The organism is Halococcus agarilyticus, assembly GCF_000334895.1.
GTDB classification, from domain to species: Archaea; Halobacteriota; Halobacteria; order Halobacteriales; family Halococcaceae; genus Halococcus; species Halococcus agarilyticus.
In genome coordinates this window covers 1-16,688 of the sequence record NZ_BAFM01000035.1, presented here as the reverse complement: position 1 = coordinate 16,688, position 16,688 = coordinate 1, and the positions used below count along the sequence as shown (strand labels likewise).

The following is a 16,688-nucleotide window of genomic DNA, read 5'->3' as shown; positions in this document are numbered from 1 at the left end:
CATCGCGCTCAAGCTGATTAGTATCGCCACCTGTCCCGAACGAAGTGCTGTAATCGTAGAGCTTCTGTCGTTGCTCATCAGATAGACTCAGGTACCACCCTCGGAGATCGAGGACCTCTATCAAATCCGGGACGTCCTGTCCAGATCGGAACAGGCTCACGATCCTGCCAAACATGATAGTGAGGATCGTCTCATCGATCATAAACTCCGGGTAGCTCTCTGAGGGGCTGCGAGAGGGAGGTTCGAATCCGAAAAGAAGCCGCGGCCGCTCTAATCTTCGGCGACGTCGGTTCCGAGCGCTTCGCCGTCGACGTACCACTCCGGGTCGATCATCATGGTGTTGAACAGGATCTCGTCGAGATCGGGGTCTTTCCCACGCTGCCGTGCGCTTTCGTATTCGAGCCGTGCGCGTTCGGCAACCAGCGGCGGGACGTCGACTTCCGGGCTCGCAGTGTGGTATTCGGCGTCGGTATCGATCCGGGCGAACGCGAGGTGGACCCGCTTTGCGATCCACTCCTCGACGGTCTCCGAGGCGTGCGACGCGTCGCTGTTCTGCTCGATCTCCAACTCAATCCGTTCGATGTCGGCCGGCGGGAGTTCGACCTCGACGGTCTCGGTCTGTTCGGCGGTCGGTGCTTCGTCGTCGTTCGCGGTTTCACCCGCGTCGGGTTCGGTCGACATGGTCGCTTTCGTGGCGTGTCGTCGGTCACGACGGCGAGCGTCGTGTCGACGAGCACGCCGTTCCGAAAACGCGAGCGCATGAGAATCAACGCTCGCCAAACGGCGGTAGTGGTCCGCTCGTCCAGTGCGAGCAGTGTGGACACCGGTAGCGCGCCCGCGACCCGTCGAACGTCCCGCGGGTCTCGGCGGGATCGAACCGGCGGCCACAGTGCTCGCAGGTGGTCTCACTGTTCACTCACCGAACGTGTCGAGCTGGCGCTCACTCCGCTCGTGGCCTCGCCCTTCATCCGCCAGGAGATCGATCTCGCCGTTCGCGTTCGTGGCGACGTCGTCGCTTCGGAGCACCGACAACACACGCGCCCGGAGTTCGTCGACGCTAACCCCGGGTTCACCCCGCTCGATGTACTCCGCAAGGACCTCCTCGATGTCCAGCCGATAGCGTGAGTTCTTGTCCGGCCGGTTGCGGCGGTCCTCGGTCGAGTAGTAGCGCTGGCCGCTGTAGGGGACGCTCCGCACGGCCGAGACGACGCCGTCCTCCCACACCGCGAGCGAGTAGTCCGACGGCTCGCGTCCGGTGCGATCGACGACCCACCGTGACTGCTCGCGCCCACGCTGGTAACAGGTCGAGTGGCCGATCACGGTAGCACGCGCGACCACCTCTCCGTCGCTCTCCTCGGTGTCGTAGAGGATCTCCGCGCCGTCGTCACACTCCGCGATCCGGATCGGTGCGACGTCGTCGGTCATCGGCCGACCACTCCCGAGGTCGTGACGCCGCCACCCGGAACGCCGAACTCGTTAACGTAGGTACCGGTACCGCCACAGTCACCGCACTCGTAGAGTTCGAAGGCCGTCGACTCACCAGCCGAGACCTCGCTGAGTTCAAGCGGACCGCCACAGTCGGCGCAGGTATCAAGGTTCATCCGCGCACCTCCGGCTCAATCACTGGTTCGGCTGCGCGTTCTTCGAGTTCGTCGAGCGTGAGTCGGCCGTCGACTCGTGAGTAGCCGTATCGGATGTCCGCGCACGCGCCGCATATCTCCCCACCGTCGAGGAGGACGCGGGTGTACCCGGCCGGCTGCTTGTGTGCCTCGTCGAGCGGGAGACCACAGTCTGCGCAGGTCTCGTCCCCGACGCGCCCGCCGTCCGTGGCGATCTCATTCCGTTCGCTCCCTTCGGTCGCCCCCATCGCCTCGTCGATCACCTCTCGATCGCCGGCGACGGCCACCGCGTGTTTGCACGGCCCGGACTGGTACGTCGCCGCAGAACAGGTGCAATCGGTCGGCTCGCCGCGTTCGACCGTCACGGTGTACGTGTGGTCGTTCTTCGCCTGGACGCCGTACGAGACGTTACAGACGTTCACGCGCTGCGCGCCGGCGACAGGTGCGAGGCGTAGGTGCTCCCACCGTGCGCGCTTGAGCGTCTTCTCGTCGGCCGCTGCCGCGAGCCCGTTACGATGCGCTGGTTGTGGATCGGTTCGACCGCCGGATTCTTGCCCGCTGGATGCGTTCGTCGACATGCTGGTTCACTCCGGCACCGGTTCGGGGCCTCAACCCCGGACCATTCCTTTCGGAATAGTCAATCAGTGCCTACTCTACGCTATGCGACCGGCATACTTTAGTCTATCGAATTACTATGTCTCATGTATGCCGAAGAACGTTCACATCGAGCTCGACGACGAACAAGCCGAGTGGTTAGAAGCCGAGAAAGACCGGCGTGGGCTCACGTGGAAGGGAGTGCTGCTGCATGGCTGGGATATCGAGGGCGATGAGTGACGCATGGGCCAGTACGATCACGTCGACAAGATCCCGCTCACCGCGAAGGCCCAACTCCGGCGTGGGATCGCTACCGAGCGCGGGCGCGTCCCTCGGTTCTTCGTGCAGCTCGAATACCTGCTCGGCGACGAGTGGGCTGAGATCGTGCGTTTCGACCACGACGAGGACGCCGAAGGTGGGCATGACGTCACCGAGGAGGGGGTTCACATGGACGTCTACCGTGACGGTGAGAAGATCGACACCGTCCAGGTCGCCGGCCCAATGCCAGCGAGCGAAGCGCTCGATCTCGCCGAAGACCATTTGGCTGAGGAACTCCAACGACTAATCAGACGGTTTGAACAATGGCACAATCTGAGCCCGAACCGGGACAGCGACCGATGACCGACGAGGAACTCGCGGAAGCCCGCGAGGCGCTCGAAGAACTCCGTGAGCACGATCGCGAATACCTCGCGGAGCAGCTCGGTGGCGATCCCGACGACTACCGCCACGACGCCGAGTAGTCCGTTTTTGCCGATCGACGAAATACACGCCGCGTAGCCTGGCGTCCCGGATCCTCTCGATGGTTGATCCAGCAGGGTTCCGGACGGACCCTTGTGCTCCCGCGACCGATGGTAAGCTTGCTCATTTGGGCATTTTTTCCAAGTTCCGGACGGACCCTTGTGCTCCCGCGACTGGGCAAAATGGATTGCTATCCAAAATTGCCCACTCGCGTTCCGGACGGACCCTTGTGCCGTTCGAACGGTCGATTCCCAAATCGGTAAAGATGCCGATCTGGGTTCCGGACGGACCCTTGTGCCGTTCGAACCCCACCCTCGACGCGACCACACGGGGTTGCGCGCCGCGAGATCGCCGATCCTCGATTGACACACGAGACGCTCGATCTCGTGTGAATATTTGTCCGAAGACCGCTTCGCTTCGTGTTGACAGGGCGACTGGTGACGATCGCCGCGGATAGTATTGCCGACTGATCGGTGGTTACTCACCCGAGCAGAACGGCTTTGAGAGGGTCGTGTGTACGAGAGGGTCATGCGAATCCGCACCGACGGTAAGTTCGCGTACCGGGAGGATCTCGTCGACGACGTCGCCGACCTGCTCGGCGAGAATACCCGTGTGGGAGCGGTCGAAGCCAGCACCGAGTTCACTCAGGCCATGATCCCGGCACTCCGCGAGGCCGTGGCCCACGAGGACATGACGCCGGAGCTCGCGGAGATCCTCTCGACGCGGGTGGTTGATGTGGAGTACGAGGTTTCGACCGACGTGAACGTCCGCGAGTAGTACTACCGCAAGCGAGGAGGCCCCTCTCGCAGCACCCCTCCGAGGCTCGGCGGCCGCTGCGACGGCACCGCTCGCGCCTTATGTACACAGACGGCCTTTCGAGGGCGTGGGATTGTACATAAGGCCGATCGAGAGGGAGCACCGCCGCCGCGGGGGCGGGTGGCGGGTCCGAGAGGCCGGCCAGCGCGACGCTCACGAGTCCGCTTCGCCGTCCGGAGTGCCAGTGACCCACCACCAGGCCCGCCACCACACCGGGGCGGTGCTTCGCTCCTCGCGACGTTCAGCGAGGGACTTCTCGTCCTCGACGTACTCCACGATCTCACCGAGGTCGTCCTGGCGACTGTTCGCCGCCGCGAGCTGGCGCTGTAGTCGATCGGTCTCGTCTTCCAGACCGTCGACCTTCTCGCGGAGGCGATCGCGCTCGGATACGATCTCCTCAAGCTGCTCGGTCGTGTCGGCCTGGCCGCTTTCGAGCGCGTCCCGGTGAGTCTCGATCCGCTGCTTCTCGGCTTGCAAATCCTTGTAGTCACTCCGTAGTTGATCGTATTCATGCTTCAACTGGGTGTATTCGTTCCGATTCTCGATAACTTCTTGCATCCGACGGTTTCGAGAGATCCCACGGTCCTCCGCTTCGGCGTCTAACTCGGCGACGGTGTCGGGATCAAGGCGTACCGACGTCGGCTTCATACCCTCTCGATGGGGGCGTATTCACTTAGTATTCAGTCAGACACAACTCCGTAGTCGTGACGTATTCACCAGCTCAGGGCGGTGCTGTGGCGGTTTCTTAGCCTGCTAAACATGACCCAATCTAGAGGTTTTCCGAGAAAATCCACCGTGGCGTCTAGTCCCCATTGGGCCTCCCCATGATTGGGAATTTGAGAATGGTCGGGTTGCGTGATAGATCGAGTGGCGCGGCGGCGCGATCGAGAGGGGAGCGAGGGGAGTGGTTCACTCCCTCCGGATAGGATTATCAGGATATCCCCTAACACACTGAGCCTACGAATACCACTGAGGGACTGGCGAGCAGCGAAGAGTATAGGCGGGCAAAACTAGGGTGAGTATATCGATAGTGGGGTGTCCGGCGTGATCCAGCCGGCCGGGTGTCCCTGGCGAGTTCGAACTCGAAATTGAGGCGTCCGGCCTATGGAAGCAGCGGAAACCGTGGGGTGTCCACCGTTTTAGCCACTATGCTTACCTGTTCAGGGTTCTATGTGAACAAATAGAGGCTATCAACCATGCCTTCCGATCCCGCCGCGGCGGCAGCCGAAACACCGTGTCCCGAGTGTGGATCACTACAGGCCGAGCTCACTCCGGCGGCGGACCTCGAATACGAGTGCTGGGACTGTGGAGAGGGGTTCGACCTCCCGAGGATCGGTTAGGACCCCTTGTCGTCTTGTTCTTCTGGCCCGCGAGCAGGTGGTTCAGTAGCCTCGGTAAACTCTTCGTGGGAGATTGCCCCGTTTGCGAAAAGTTGGCTAAGAACCGGGCTCGGCAAATCCCTCAGCTCTCCGCGTGCGAGGTCATCGATCGGGTCACCACGCTCGACGTCGATATTAACAGTCACGTCTTCCGCGGTTATCCCTCTGGCATTGAGCGCGCGCTCGATCGCACCCTCGATCCTTCCCTCGAAGTACCACCCCTCGGAAGTGTTGGGAGCGGTCTCTTGTTCCCATCCAGCGAGGTAGAACAGCGCGAGCGCATCCGGGATCGTACTACCGATTGGCTGATACACTCTGTCATCGGGGTCCTTGAACGCCTTTTGTATCTCCTTTTGCTGCAACCCCCGAGAGAGAGCCCCCAAGTCGAAAATTCCGACTTGTATCCGTTTCCGTATTCGGGCCAGCATTGCCCGATCGGCTGCTACACTCGGGTCAAGCGATCCCTCCGCGATCCGCTCCCGCTGGTTTGGAGTCAACACACTCGCCGGCCACTCTTCCGTATCGTCCGGTATGTACGCCATAGAGTACACCCGAACGGTACTTTTATTGCTACGGGGATATATCTACTGGTATGGTCGTGTCTACGACTGTCGGCCCGCTCGAACCCTCAACGAGGGACGAACTCGCCGAGTTCCGCGACCGGCGAGACCTTGCTAGCTACAACGAGGCGTTGAAGACGCTCCTCGAAGACCAGCGCGAGGGGAACGCTTAATTTAGAGCCGACAGACATGACTCTCAGCATGAATCGCTCAGAAGCCACGAACTCCCGCGCGGCGAGCGCGGGGTCCGACGTGTATCCAGCACGACGGCGAGTGGCTTCTTGTATTGAGATGACGGGCGGGCTCCTCACGCCGACGCAGGAACGGCACGAGGAAACGCGCCAACTACGCCGGGGGCAGGGGTGACCCGTGAGTGTCCTTAGGACGGCGTGGTATATGTTTGCTTCGGCGTACACTCACCCGTCGAGCGCCGCGAGGGCGCTTTGTGGCTTTCCTGCGATTTCGCGATGACTACTAAACAGGACAAACGATCCAACGACGGCGAACAGGATTCAACTGAGCTTTTTCCCGGCGATCGGGCGGTTGATCGCGAGGAGTCACCGGAGCGCCAGACACCCGTAGTGATCGTCAAACGTCACGACGCGACCGCACGAGAGATACACGTCGAGGCGGTCGGTGCCAGCGTTTACTGGCTCAATCAGGACTACTCACCGGACGCTCCGGTGGTCGATGTGGTGTACGAATCGAGCCTCGGTGACCGCGTTGATCTCGACGATGACCTCTCGACTCAGGCTCTCCCCGAACTCGTCCGGCAGCTCGATCTCACGGCCTACTCGTTTCCGGATCCCCGCCTGAAACGGATCGAGGATGACGCCGGAGAAGAGATCGTCACCGACGGCGGCACCGAAGTCGGCAGGTGCCGGAATTGTGGCGAACGCTTCGACGAGTCCCGTGAAGAACTCGGCGAGTGTCCCGGTTGTGGCGTAGGTCTCACGAACCCTGCTGGGTTCATGCCGGAGGATATGGACCTCGCGGCTGCCGACCATCACCAACGAATCGCCCGTGACATGGGAGGTGGCCGATGAGCGTCGACAACGCGGCCGCGACTGACAATTCCGATCTCTCCGTCGGCGTGTACGATGAAGAGGTAATCGGCGTGGACCGAGCAGCAACCGAACGAGGGCGGTATCTCGCCCGCACGACCGCACTCGATGACCGGCCGGCGAAGGCCGTCGCGCTATCAGAAATGGGATTCAGTGACGCCGGGATCGCCAAGCGGATCGGCGCGACCGAAGCGACCGTCACCGGCTACCTGGACGCGGTGATTGAGCGGTACGGGATCGGTGCGACGTTCCCGAAGACGCCTGCGCAGCGTGGCGAGCTGAACGCAACCGGAGGTAAGGCATGAGCGACGACGCACCGATTAACGAGGTCCGGCTATCGGATTCGAACCGACAGTTCATCGTCGACGAGTGTGTCATCTGCGGCGATACGCACCGCCACGGTTCGAAAGATCCCGCCGTCGCACGTGGGGACCTCTCGCACCGTGTTGCGCACTGCAACCTGAGCCTAGAGGATACACGCGGCGGTTACGACCTTCGACTTGCCGACGACGCCGAACGGCCAGAGAGGTGGCTGAATTGGGTACTGCCGGACAGGGGGGAAGCATGAGCGGTACGGTAGAGAACCGCGCAGCGGACGGCCGGCAGCGACTCGTTCGATGGATGGACGAAGCGGAGGCCGAGATTCGTCGCGATCGGTTCATCACCGCGCAGAATGGCCGGAACAATACCTATCACAGCGACCATACGAACCCGGACGCGCAGCTCGCGCCTGATTCGCCGCGGCTGTCGGGTAACTACGGGATTCACTTCGGCGACGGCCTGCTCGGATTGGACGTCGATGACGTAGAAGCCTTCCACGAGTCCGGTGCGGCCGATCGGTTGCCGCTCTCCTGCGCATTTGCGGTTCGTAGCGCCCACGCAGAGGACGAACCCACGCAATACCTGTTTGCGATTGAGGATAACGAGGGTATAGAAGCGGCGCTTGACGAATTGCCCGGTGGGAGTCGTGGTAAAGTCGAAACTGACGGCTGTGAAATAGCGTTCGGCGTAATGATGTTCATCGGACCCGGTAGCCAGCGTGACGCCGACAAGTGCGACTCCGGCCACTGTAACGGCGAGTGCGAGGGGGCGGACAGTGGTTGGTATGAGATCGCTGACGAAGGGACTGGGCTTCCACTGAAACCCGAGCAATTGGTGGCCGCGTTCGGCAACAACGATCAACAGGCCGACCTCGGTGATTCGGCCGATACTGGGGGCGGCGCAAACGATTCCCGGGGCAAAGACCCTGCCTCTGAGGGTGGAGAAACCACCTCCGGCGACGGCGAGACGGATGAATCCGACGGCGGGGGCACGCCCAACGCCATGCCGCCATGCTATCGCCACGCGCTCGAAACCCGTCGCGATCCGAGCGATGCGGCAGGGACGGGCGACGGCGACGGCCCGAACGTGACGAATCAAGAGGTGAACACCTACGCGGCGAAACTCGGACTGTGGGCTGGCTACGACGCCGATACCGTGGTTGAGCACATGATCGAGGACTATCCGCCCGAAGAGGCTGGCTACGACCTCGACACGGACGAAACAAGATCGCAGGTCGAGCGGCTGAGCGGCAAGGTGGATAGCGATTCACCGATTCGCCCGCCGAGTCCGACGACGCTCAAGGACGCCGGTATCCTGCCTGAGATCGCGGCCGACGCCTGCGCGGATCACTGTGTGATTCACACGGCGGCAAGCACTGACGGCGGCACAGCGGCGGCGGGTGCGTCCGCTGGCGGCGCTGCTGGCGGCGAGACAGGGGATGGACGCCCGGAACCGGACTATCCGCTTGTGGGCAACTACGATGGTGGTTACTCACTTCACCATCCGTCGAAAGACGACGATGACGATGGGTGGTATAAACAGCTCACGAACTTCGAGATCGAGGTGAGCACCTTCCTCCGCAAACCAGACGGCGACGGCGTTGAAGCCGACCTGACGGTGTATCCAGGAGGCACCGGCGATACCTACGACGTGACGGTTCCGATGACCGTCTTCAACGAGACGCGGCCGTTCAAGCGGGAGATCGTCACTGGCCGGACCACAAGATTCGACGGTGACACTGGTGACTTGAACGAGCTTCGAGAGTTTGTCGGTGGGCAATCCGCACCGGAACGTATCGGCGTTGAACGTATTGGTCTGTTCGGCAGCGACTACGACGAACTCGTGACGCCGGCCGGAACCCTCGGGGCGAACAGCTGGATTAGTGAGCCAGATCACGCCTACGTGCAGCAGGGGATCGACATTGAGACGAAGTGGTCACTCGGTGACGATAGTTCAACGTTCGACTCCGAAGCCGTGGCCGAAGTGCTCGAAACACTCCCCCGGACTCGCAAGTCCGATCGCCTGCTGCCGGTACTCGGCTGGTTTTATGCGAGTGGCTTCCGCCCGCTCATCCACAACTGGACCGGCGAGTTCAACATCCTGAACGTGACAGGTGGGACCGGCGCAGGGAAATCGAGCACTCTGGGTACACTCTGGAAACTGTTCGGTATGGACGACGACCCCCTCTCTGTCGCCGAAGAGACCAAATTCGCTGTCACGCGGTCGATGGCGGCCACGAACAACGTGCCAGTGTGGTTCGACGAGTACAAACCAGCCACGACGGAATCGTGGCGGATTGACGGCTTCCACGGACTGCTGCGGACCGCCACGCGTGGCGGTGTCGTTCAGCGGGGGAACGCCGACAAGACCACCGACGGATACACGCTCTCCGCACCGGTGGCTGTCTCTGGCGAGCAGCGTATCCAGGGATCGGCCGAACAACGGCGGTGTGTCATGACCACCTTCTCCCCGAGTGCGACCGACGACGGGACCGACACGGCGCGGGCCTACAAAGAACTCACCGGTGAAGGGTACCTCGAAGACGGTGAGTTCGTCGGGACCAACGCCGTCGATCCACAGGCGCACGCACTCGCCTACCATCAATTCGTTGCTGGGTACGACGCCGACCGAGCGCGCGAACGGTGGAACACGGCTGCTGAGGACGTGGCTGATATGATCGACGCTCTCGATGAAGCGGACGCGCTCGGCTCGGCTGCTAGGCAGGGGTTGCAGACCGTCGTGTTCGGCCTGCGCTTGTACCGCGAGTTCGCCGAGACTGTCGAGGCAGACGTCGCCGAGATCGTCGACGCGGACGCTATCGAGAGTGCCGTACAATACTCCGGTCGTGAGTTCGTCGGCGGTGGACACAAAAGCCACGTCGATACCCTCGTCGAGCTTGTGGCGGCCGCTGCGCGCGCCGAGTACATCGAAGAGGACGAACACTACTCGGTCGTCAAAAGCGGCTCACCGGCGGCTGAAATCCGCGTGAATATGACGGCCGCGTTCGACCAAATCACTCGATACGTCCGGGATCATGACGTCTCGGCCGACCTGCTCGATACCTACGGCGACTACCGGGATCGGTTCAAGGAAGCTCACGAGGAGAACGGTGGGTATGTCGTTTCCTACCGCCAGTACACGCGTGGTGTTGGACGCGCTATCGGTATCCACGCCCGCCGGGCAACCGACGCGCTCGACGGCTTCGAAGCGCGTGCCATGAACTGTGAGATTATCGAAGACCGCGGAGGCAAGGGTGAGACGGAAGAAGAAGAGAGCACGGTCGATCTCGGTTGCGACGTCCCCGACGACGCTGAAGGGACCGAAGCCGACGCACGGCGAATCATGAATATCCTCTGTGAAACCGGACAACCGTTCGACGAGACGGCTCTTAAGGCGCGACTCGGCAGAGATCTCGATATGTCACCAAATGAGGCGGAGAAGGCACTCGCGGAGCTCGTTAAACGGGGCGACGTGATCAAAAAACCCGGACCGAAATACGTCGCCAACTGACCGCTGCTTGTTGACTGGTTTGTTGACCGTGTTGACTGCTTGTTGACCGCCCCCGGTCAACAGTCTAGCACGGAGATTGTGGAGGAAGAAGGCTTCTAACACTACTACTACTACCTTGTTGACCGATTTGACTGGTTTCTAGGAGGAGGGGTACGTGTGCGCGCGCCCACTCGCGCGCGCACGTGACTCAGCCATCTCTCCCCTGTTTCAAAAACCGGTCAAATCGGTCAACAAGAAAATTAAGTGGCGTTTTTGGACAGTATAGAGCCTGAGCACCGATCCAACTGTTGACCGCCGGTGGTCAACAAACAGCCAACGGGCGGTCAACAACGGTCAACAATCACCCTGGCCTACTCTTGTGTCACTAATTGGTAACTAAAACCCGTAGCGAACCGCGCCAGTCGACTGGTTGCGAGCGAGAGTTTGCTGAGAGAGCGATAAACTCTCCACAACCAGCGAAGCGTTTAAACGCGCAACGCTCGTATAGTTGTTAAGCAACGAGGGGGGTGTCGGCGATCCATCCGCTGTCCGGCGATTCTCTCGCTGCTACCCGGCAGCTAAGCACCGCACGCAGAACGAAACACGGCACGATACGAACACGAACATGAGTCCGCGAAACAATACCGAGACGGTCGAATTGCCTGCTGAATCGATCCCCGACAGCGTTGCGTCGGGAGAACAGACGTTCGACGAGTACGTCGAGGAGCGCCTTGGCACGCTCGGAGAGAAAGCGCTCAGAGAGCAGATGGTCGACAATCTCGTCGCCAACAGCACCGAGTACGCTGAGAGCGACCGCACGGAGCTCATGCGGACGCCGAAGCGGGTGCTCGAAAAGATGGGGCGTACGCACCCTGCTGGTACGGCGGGTCCGTCCGTGACAGCGAACACTGACGACGACGTCGAGATCGACGACTTTGGCACGGGAATGATCGAATAATGGTCCGCGTACCAGCCTCAGCCCAGCCGGAGGAGGCCCAGCTCGAACTCCCCGATGGGACCGAACACGTCGTCGTGGCGAGTGAGAGCGGGATCAAAGGCAACCCGCCGGAGGGCTACGACGCCGTGGATCGACTCACCTACGAAAGGGGCGACGAACTCCCGGCTGCGATGGCGCGGTCGTGCTACAACTCGTTCGGGGATTCGGTAATCGTCATCGGTGGCGACGATGAACCGCTTCATTCGCCGGAGGACATGGATCCCGAGGTCGTGGGGGTCATCATCAACCAGTGGCACGAGGACGGGTTCGATCCGAGCGAGCACGAGGCAGCGAGCGACTAACCTCGCGACACTCTCGATATAGTATGAGCGCAACCACCGATTTGCCAGAGATACCAGACTACGACCCGGAGGACGAGCGCGAAGATGTCCTCGACGAGCTGAAGGAGGCGATGGATGAGGCGCTGCGCAAGTTCACCGACGGCCGCGTTCGGAAGCCAGAGAACGAGAAGGTGCGCATCAGCTGGTTGCGGGCCTACACGCACGCCGTCGGCGAATACCGCCGTCTCGTGTCCGATCTCGAAGAGTCTGAGCAAGAGGAACGACTGGCCCGGCTTGAAGCGCTGGTTGATGAACTCGATGAGAGTGGGTAGAAATGTCAAGCAATCCACGACCGATTAATCGGTTAAGCGGACGTGATTCGATCCGCCTCGATCGCCGATCCGTCGATCCGCCGGAAAACCGACGGCTCAGACTGTCGGATACCCAACTTCACTTCTCAGATTAATAACTCAGGGTAAAACCAACGAAAAACATGACAGCCAGCGATGACCCCGACCGCGGCGAGCACTTGGCTCTCTGTCGGTCATGGTATCCACGTCCGCTTCAGGTCACCGGGGGAATGGTCCCCGGCTCTCCACGATTGAGCACCCTGTTTTGATACAATACATGAGTTCGACAAAACGAGAACGCGACCGCCGGATCGAGAGGATCGAGGGGGAGCTGGCCGACGCTACCGAGGCCGTCGACGCCGACGAGTGGTCCGTCGAGTGGCGCGACGCCGCCCCGGAGGATCGTCCGGAGGGCATGGCGTACGACCTCGATGAGCGCTCGATAGCGTACGATTTCTGGCAGACGCAACGCGACTGTCTCGATCACCTCGCGGACGGTGAGCCGGACGTCGTCGGGTTTCTCGGCGGCTACCGGTCGGGCAAATCGGTCACGGGCGCACGGTGGGTGCTCACGAAAGCACTTGACTATCCAGGATCCCGCTGGCTCGCGATGGGCCAGGACTACACGAAGGCGACCGGGACCACCTACCGGACGCTCTTCGAGAGCCTACCAGGCGAGCGGACGCACATCGTGACGTCGTCGTTCAACGGGCCAGAGGAGAGCCCCATCGTGGCCGACTACAACCGGAAGGATCACCGGCTGACGCTATTCAACGACTCGGTGATCGTCCTCGGATCGGCGGACAAGTGGTCGCGGTACGCGGGGGATGAATATAGCGGCGTGTGGCTCGACGAACCGTCGCACTACGGCAGCGAACTCCACGATCTCAATGAAATGATGGGGACGCGGCTCACCGCTGACGTCGGCCCGAAGGTGATGTTCTGGACGCTCACCGGGAACGGCTATAACGCTGCCTGGGAGATCCTCGAAAAGCGCGAAGACGCCGACGGCAACCCGATCGGGTCGCGGATCGAGGTCGAACAGGCGTCAGTGCTTGAAAACCCATACATCGCCGAGGAGGACAAGGCCCGGCTCCGCCGGCAATTCGAAGGCGGCGGCCGTGAGGAGCAGGCGCTACACGGTGGTTTCGCCGCGGCGACGGGTCTCGTGTACTCGAATTTCAGCCGCGAGACACACGTTATCCCGCACGCTGAGGCGAGCGCCGCCGTCGAGGAGATCGACGAGTGGCGGATGTACGGCTACGACGCCGGATGGAATGATCCTCGCGTTCTCATCGAAGTCGGCAAGACGCCGTACGATCAACTCGTGGTCCTCGATGAGTTCGTGGAGAGCGGCGCGCACGTCGAGGACGCGATTCGCTGGCTTGACGAGAACGACAAGCCGCGTGGGACGATCTTCGCGGAACACGAACCATCGGATATAGAGAAGTTCAAGCGTGCGGACTGGCCGGTAGTGAAGGCTGACAAGAGCCTCGACGCCGGCATATCGGAGGTGCGAAAGCGTCTCGAAGCCGATGGGAATATGGAGCTGCCAGAGGGCGACAGCAGCGGCGCGTTCATCGTCTCAAATAACGGTCCCACGGCCGGGACGTTCGGTACACCAGCGAACGGTACTGCGACGTGGGGGACTGATCGACGCCCAACGGAAGACGAGGGCGATAGCGATGGAGAGGACGGTGAGACAGAGGAGCGCCCGCGTGTGGGCCTGTTGATCTCCGACCGCTGCGAGACCCTGATTCGGGAGTTCCTCGGATACAAAGAGGAGCAGGTCGGTACATCGGCAGCAGAGGATCATTGTCTCGACAGCCTGAGGTATTGCGTCGCCACGTCCGCAACCGTGGATAGTGAGGACAAAGCCGACCCGTTCCCGTTCTCAGGGTCCGGAGTATGGTGATTCGATGTCAGAGAAAGCAACCATAGGAGAGGGCGGGATGGATCGCTCGGCCGTTGATCTCGATAGCATCATGCAACGTGCCAGAGAGATCGGCGACGGAGTCGAGACGACCGAATTGTCTGGCGGTCTCGTGTCTATCGACTTTGGGTTGTTTGCTCCCCACCGCTTCGAGAAGGCCCTAGAACGTGGCGGTGGCGGCTCTCTTGGCGATGCGGTGGAAAGGGGTGCTCTCCCTGAAAGTGTCGCGGATTTCGGCCAGAGAAAGCTCGACGCGGCCGGATCCGATATGGACGCTCGGACAGCGGGAAACGACCTCGACGTGGAAACCCAGAGAACCGGCGGTCTCTGCAAAAGTTCGCTGATTCTCACCCATAATGGGATTATCACCGAATACAACCTCCGCCTACCGCCGATTGACGCGGCCGAGTGTCCGAAGACAACGATCGAATCGCGGCTGGTTAGCATCTGTAGAAACGCCCGGAAGGAAGCTCTCAACGGAGGGTCAATCGAGGAGGATATCTTTGCTCGTCCGCGGTTCCCGGACGAGATAGAAGACGACATGAAGGAGTACATTCGTTCGCAGGGTTATCTCGGTGGTTCCGTCCCCGAGCGCGAATGGTATCCTCATATCCGTAGTTCGGAGAGTTCGGTGCCCGTGTCGGCCTTTCTCGATTTCACCGAGTCGGCCTTGGCCCGGTTCGATCGGCGATTCCCCCAGTCTCGCCGTTGGGCGACACCGGAAGCAGGCCGTGCCGAGACGGACACTGATCCGCTTGACGAGCTGAGGGAATCGGTGACTGAGTTTCAGGTCGATGATTCGGGAGCGTCGATCGCGTTTCAATTGCCTGGCGCGGACGAACAGAGCCAGATACAAATATCGGATCGTAAGGTGTGTTCATACGAATTGGCACTCCCGCCACATGACCCGGATGAGTTCGGAAAGATACTACTCAGAAAAGCGATCGAGCACGCCGTCGAGACTCGTGGTGTTCTCCTCAATGGCGACCACTCTCTCGACGCTTCCGGCGATGTCTACCGCCCGTATATCGAGAACCCATCCTGCTCGGAACCGCTCGATACGGTAGCTGCCGACGTTACTACGCTCACCGACGCCTACGACATGATCCGAGAGCGGAGTCGCCTTTCGTGAATACCGACGAAACCACACCTCATTACGAGTGAAATCCGTGCCGCTGTCCGCGTTTTCCGTCGCCACTGGTTCGGAGATGGGGATCGGAGTACGAGGCCCGAGAGAACACCCCATGAAACGTGCCGCGTTTCATCTTCCGAAAGAGCATATGGTGGTTTTAATACACCTCTCTGTGTGTTCACGATGAACATGGGAATTGGTGGCGGATCCGCGAACGTCAGGGGTGTCACGTTGATGGACGGCGAGGAGGTCATTCACAATCAGCAGCCGCGGTGGCGGGACTATCCGTGGTCGCTCACGATCGGGATCGCGACTTCTTGGCTCCTCGTTGGTTTCGTATTTCTATTCTGGATCTGGCGGCGCAAGCGACGGAATCGCCTTGTCGTGACGAACGAGCGGGTGATTCAGAGTTACACGACGCGGTCGAGTACCAGCACGAACGAGTATCCGATCCGGGACATCAACCAGCTCGAAACCAGCGGCGAGCGGTGGAGTCTCATCGGATCGAAACGCGGCTCGATCACGTTCTCTGTTGGTGGCGGTGGGGAGAGAGTCGAACTCTCGAATCTCCGCAACTACGACGAGATTGCGAACACGATCCGTGAACAGGGGCGTCGGATCGCCAGTGCCTGAGATAGACACCCTGCGTACGAGGTAAAACACCGGTGTCGTACGTCAGATTACGGTAGCGCCCGATCGGTCCGATCCGGAGCGAATACCTCGCTCCTCAACGACCTCGACGACACGGTTACGTGGAACAGATTTACGCGTGACAGTTTCCTCCTCCTCGTCGCGTTCGACCTCCCAGTACCAACTCTGGCGTGTCTCACTAAACTGGAGCATCTCGACCTCAGTTTCTACGACCTCTCCATCCTCGTTCTCGTAAACGATCGTATCCATGATGCCTGATATAAGCGTCCGATAGTAAAAAAGTGGACCGGCGAAACTCAGACGGGTCGTTTCACGAGCGGTTGACTACTCTGTCTTGTTTCGAAGTCGCTCTTTTCGCCCCTCAAATCCCCCTTTCGTACCGTCAGTCGCCCCGAGATCGAGCGCTTGATTGCAGACGTCAATCGCGTCCTTGTACCTCTTTTGCTTCTCATAGATGATAGCGAGGCGCTTGAATGAAGGTATGACTGGCACCTCTCCGAATTCATCGATGAAGTCCTGCGCGATCTCAATGTCCTTCTTACAGTACTCGATGCATTCCTCGATCGCATCCTCTCGCTCATTACGTTGCTTGTAGCACGCGTCGATCAGGGTATTGTAAATGAAATGAGTGTCCGTTACTGACCCATCATCGAGCTCAAGCGCAGATGCGAGAACCATCTCAGCGAATTCGTAGTCCTTCTGTCCAACAGCAGTGTGGCCGACTCCTTTGAGATACCCTTGAGCTGTTTGTGAAGTGCTCACTA

24 protein-coding genes and 1 pseudogene are annotated in these 16,688 nt (G+C 60.7%); 16 read left to right on the top strand and 9 right to left on the bottom strand.

The genetic code is table 11. The features are described 5' to 3' along the window. Positions 1-270: 270 nt before the first annotated feature. The 4 genes from TX76_RS16730 to TX76_RS16715 form a co-directional block, all read right to left on the bottom strand. Positions 271-681: a hypothetical protein gene (locus tag TX76_RS16730; protein ID WP_049904124.1), complete on the bottom strand. Its 411-nt coding sequence runs from the start codon at positions 679-681 to the stop codon at positions 271-273. 231 nt (positions 682-912) lie between these two features. After that, positions 913-1,425, bottom strand: coding sequence for a hypothetical protein (locus TX76_RS16725; protein WP_049904122.1), 513 nt, complete (start codon positions 1,423-1,425; stop codon positions 913-915). Next, a complete protein-coding gene (locus TX76_RS16720) occupies positions 1,422-1,601 on the bottom strand; it encodes a hypothetical protein (protein ID WP_049904119.1) in 180 nt (59 codons plus the stop codon). Before TX76_RS16720 ends, TX76_RS16725 begins: the two co-directional genes overlap by 4 nt. Then, a complete protein-coding gene (locus tag TX76_RS16715) occupies positions 1,598-2,197 on the bottom strand; it encodes an SWIM zinc finger family protein (protein ID WP_049904117.1) in 600 nt (199 codons plus the stop codon). The genes TX76_RS16720 and TX76_RS16715 overlap by 4 nt, the downstream gene beginning before the upstream one ends. Positions 2,198-2,324: 127 nt before the next feature. On the opposite strand from TX76_RS16715, the gene TX76_RS18565 reads away from it, so the two are divergent. The 4 genes from TX76_RS18565 (at position 2,325) to TX76_RS16705 (ending at position 3,728) form a co-directional block, all read left to right on the top strand. Further along, on the top strand, positions 2,325-2,453 hold the full coding sequence (locus tag TX76_RS18565; RefSeq protein ID WP_267462377.1) for a hypothetical protein: 129 nt from the start codon (positions 2,325-2,327) through the stop codon (positions 2,451-2,453). 3 nt (positions 2,454-2,456) lie between these two features. Next, on the top strand, positions 2,457-2,834 hold the full coding sequence (locus TX76_RS16710; RefSeq protein ID WP_049904115.1) for a DUF7718 family protein: 378 nt from the start codon (positions 2,457-2,459) through the stop codon (positions 2,832-2,834). Continuing rightward, positions 2,831-2,953, top strand: a complete 123-nt coding sequence (locus TX76_RS18560; protein ID WP_267462376.1) for a hypothetical protein — start codon at positions 2,831-2,833, stop codon at positions 2,951-2,953. The genes TX76_RS16710 and TX76_RS18560 overlap by 4 nt, the downstream gene beginning before the upstream one ends. A 526-nt stretch (positions 2,954-3,479) precedes the next feature. Further along, complete coding sequence (locus TX76_RS16705) at positions 3,480-3,728, top strand: DUF7692 domain-containing protein (protein ID WP_049904113.1); 249 nt, start codon at positions 3,480-3,482, stop codon at positions 3,726-3,728. A gap of 192 nt (positions 3,729-3,920) precedes the next feature. Here the strand turns inward: TX76_RS16705 and TX76_RS17345 are convergent, their stop codons facing one another. Both TX76_RS17345 and TX76_RS18730 read right to left on the bottom strand, forming a co-directional pair. Further along, entirely contained in the window at positions 3,921-4,244 is a 324-nt protein-coding gene (locus TX76_RS17345) for a hypothetical protein (protein WP_228842426.1), read from the bottom strand. A gap of 96 nt (positions 4,245-4,340) precedes the next feature. Further along, a pseudogene (locus TX76_RS18730) lies at positions 4,341-4,415 on the bottom strand (ribbon-helix-helix protein, CopG family); the annotation flags it as partial. 548 nt (positions 4,416-4,963) lie between these two features. Between TX76_RS18730 and TX76_RS17865 the strand changes: the two are divergent. After that, positions 4,964-5,107 (top strand): hypothetical protein, encoded by a 144-nt coding sequence (locus tag TX76_RS17865; protein ID WP_154019140.1) that lies wholly within the window; start codon positions 4,964-4,966, stop codon positions 5,105-5,107. On the opposite strand, the gene TX76_RS16695 is transcribed toward TX76_RS17865, so the two are convergent. Beyond that, positions 5,104-5,688 carry a hypothetical protein gene (locus TX76_RS16695; protein ID WP_049904112.1) on the bottom strand — a complete coding sequence of 195 codons (585 nt, stop codon included), beginning with the start codon at positions 5,686-5,688 and terminating at the stop codon, positions 5,104-5,106. The genes TX76_RS17865 and TX76_RS16695 overlap by 4 nt on opposite strands. A gap of 50 nt (positions 5,689-5,738) precedes the next feature. On the opposite strand from TX76_RS16695, the gene TX76_RS17860 reads away from it, so the two are divergent. From TX76_RS17860 to TX76_RS16650, 11 genes are all read left to right on the top strand, one after another. Further along, positions 5,739-5,879: a hypothetical protein gene (locus TX76_RS17860; RefSeq protein ID WP_154019139.1), complete on the top strand. Its 141-nt coding sequence runs from the start codon at positions 5,739-5,741 to the stop codon at positions 5,877-5,879. 270 nt (positions 5,880-6,149) lie between these two features. Beyond that, a complete protein-coding gene (locus TX76_RS17855) occupies positions 6,150-6,752 on the top strand; it encodes an FmdB family zinc ribbon protein (RefSeq protein ID WP_154019138.1) in 603 nt (200 codons plus the stop codon). Further along, the gene (locus tag TX76_RS16685; RefSeq protein WP_049904108.1) at positions 6,749-7,075 is read left to right on the top strand and encodes a hypothetical protein; all 327 of its coding nucleotides are present in this window, start codon (positions 6,749-6,751) and stop codon (positions 7,073-7,075) included. Before TX76_RS17855 ends, TX76_RS16685 begins: the two co-directional genes overlap by 4 nt. Then, entirely contained in the window at positions 7,072-7,338 is a 267-nt protein-coding gene (locus TX76_RS17850; protein WP_154019137.1) for a hypothetical protein, read from the top strand. The genes TX76_RS16685 and TX76_RS17850 overlap by 4 nt, the downstream gene beginning before the upstream one ends. Before the next feature lie 53 nt (positions 7,339-7,391). Then, positions 7,392-10,601, top strand: a complete 3,210-nt coding sequence (locus tag TX76_RS16680) for a hypothetical protein (protein WP_049904107.1) — start codon at positions 7,392-7,394, stop codon at positions 10,599-10,601. A 604-nt stretch (positions 10,602-11,205) separates the two neighbouring features. After that, positions 11,206-11,538 carry a hypothetical protein gene (locus TX76_RS16675; protein WP_049904105.1) on the top strand — a complete coding sequence of 111 codons (333 nt, stop codon included), beginning with the start codon at positions 11,206-11,208 and terminating at the stop codon, positions 11,536-11,538. Beyond that, positions 11,538-11,879 carry a hypothetical protein gene (locus TX76_RS16670; RefSeq protein WP_049904103.1) on the top strand — a complete coding sequence of 114 codons (342 nt, stop codon included), beginning with the start codon at positions 11,538-11,540 and terminating at the stop codon, positions 11,877-11,879. The genes TX76_RS16675 and TX76_RS16670 overlap by 1 nt, the downstream gene beginning before the upstream one ends. A 23-nt stretch (positions 11,880-11,902) precedes the next feature. Then, positions 11,903-12,190, top strand: coding sequence for a hypothetical protein (locus TX76_RS16665; protein WP_049904102.1), 288 nt, complete (start codon positions 11,903-11,905; stop codon positions 12,188-12,190). A gap of 328 nt (positions 12,191-12,518) precedes the next feature. Next, on the top strand, positions 12,519-14,123 hold the full coding sequence (locus TX76_RS16660) for a terminase large subunit domain-containing protein (protein WP_324185991.1): 1,605 nt from the start codon (positions 12,519-12,521) through the stop codon (positions 14,121-14,123). Positions 14,124-14,127: 4 nt separating this feature from the next. Then, positions 14,128-15,273: a hypothetical protein gene (locus tag TX76_RS16655; RefSeq protein WP_049904100.1), complete on the top strand. Its 1,146-nt coding sequence runs from the start codon at positions 14,128-14,130 to the stop codon at positions 15,271-15,273. 183 nt (positions 15,274-15,456) lie between these two features. Next, entirely contained in the window at positions 15,457-15,906 is a 450-nt protein-coding gene (locus TX76_RS16650) for a hypothetical protein (protein ID WP_228842425.1), read from the top strand. 42 nt (positions 15,907-15,948) lie between these two features. Here the strand turns inward: TX76_RS16650 and TX76_RS16645 are convergent, their stop codons facing one another. Further along, positions 15,949-16,173, bottom strand: coding sequence for a hypothetical protein (locus tag TX76_RS16645; RefSeq protein ID WP_049904097.1), 225 nt, complete (start codon positions 16,171-16,173; stop codon positions 15,949-15,951). Positions 16,174-16,248: 75 nt separating this feature from the next. Continuing rightward, positions 16,249-16,688, bottom strand: a 440-nt coding sequence (locus tag TX76_RS18220) for a tetratricopeptide repeat protein (protein ID WP_049904096.1), incomplete at its 5' end; no start/stop codon positions are given.

Excerpts from the sequence above, each read along its gene's own strand:
- TX76_RS16705 (WP_049904113.1), top strand. The coding sequence starts at position 3,480 with ATGCGAATCCGCACCGACGGTAAGTTCGCGTACCGGGAGGATCTCGTC.
- TX76_RS17865 (WP_154019140.1), top strand. The coding sequence starts at position 4,964 with ATGCCTTCCGATCCCGCCGCGGCGGCAGCCGAAACACCGTGTCCCGAG.
- TX76_RS16645 (WP_049904097.1), bottom strand. The coding sequence starts at position 16,173 with ATGGATACGATCGTTTACGAGAACGAGGATGGAGAGGTCGTAGAAACT.
- TX76_RS16680 (WP_049904107.1), top strand. The coding sequence starts at position 7,392 with ATGGACGAAGCGGAGGCCGAGATTCGTCGCGATCGGTTCATCACCGCG.
- TX76_RS17860 (WP_154019139.1), top strand. The coding sequence starts at position 5,739 with ATGGTCGTGTCTACGACTGTCGGCCCGCTCGAACCCTCAACGAGGGAC.
- TX76_RS16675 (WP_049904105.1), top strand. The coding sequence starts at position 11,206 with ATGAGTCCGCGAAACAATACCGAGACGGTCGAATTGCCTGCTGAATCG.
- TX76_RS16710 (WP_049904115.1), top strand. The coding sequence starts at position 2,457 with ATGGGCCAGTACGATCACGTCGACAAGATCCCGCTCACCGCGAAGGCC.
- TX76_RS16650 (WP_228842425.1), top strand. The coding sequence starts at position 15,457 with ATGAACATGGGAATTGGTGGCGGATCCGCGAACGTCAGGGGTGTCACG.
- TX76_RS16695 (WP_049904112.1), bottom strand. The coding sequence starts at position 5,688 with ATGGCGTACATACCGGACGATACGGAAGAGTGGCCGGCGAGTGTGTTG.
- TX76_RS16665 (WP_049904102.1), top strand. The coding sequence starts at position 11,903 with ATGAGCGCAACCACCGATTTGCCAGAGATACCAGACTACGACCCGGAG.
- TX76_RS16725 (WP_049904122.1), bottom strand. The coding sequence starts at position 1,425 with ATGACCGACGACGTCGCACCGATCCGGATCGCGGAGTGTGACGACGGC.
- TX76_RS16720 (WP_049904119.1), bottom strand. The coding sequence starts at position 1,601 with ATGAACCTTGATACCTGCGCCGACTGTGGCGGTCCGCTTGAACTCAGC.
- TX76_RS16715 (WP_049904117.1), bottom strand. The coding sequence starts at position 2,197 with ATGTCGACGAACGCATCCAGCGGGCAAGAATCCGGCGGTCGAACCGAT.
- TX76_RS16655 (WP_049904100.1), top strand. The coding sequence starts at position 14,128 with ATGTCAGAGAAAGCAACCATAGGAGAGGGCGGGATGGATCGCTCGGCC.
- TX76_RS18565 (WP_267462377.1), top strand. The coding sequence starts at position 2,325 with ATGCCGAAGAACGTTCACATCGAGCTCGACGACGAACAAGCCGAGTGG.
- TX76_RS16685 (WP_049904108.1), top strand. The coding sequence starts at position 6,749 with ATGAGCGTCGACAACGCGGCCGCGACTGACAATTCCGATCTCTCCGTC.
- TX76_RS17850 (WP_154019137.1), top strand. The coding sequence starts at position 7,072 with ATGAGCGACGACGCACCGATTAACGAGGTCCGGCTATCGGATTCGAAC.
- TX76_RS18560 (WP_267462376.1), top strand. The coding sequence starts at position 2,831 with ATGACCGACGAGGAACTCGCGGAAGCCCGCGAGGCGCTCGAAGAACTC.
- TX76_RS16670 (WP_049904103.1), top strand. The coding sequence starts at position 11,538 with ATGGTCCGCGTACCAGCCTCAGCCCAGCCGGAGGAGGCCCAGCTCGAA.
- TX76_RS16730 (WP_049904124.1), bottom strand. The coding sequence starts at position 681 with ATGTCGACCGAACCCGACGCGGGTGAAACCGCGAACGACGACGAAGCA.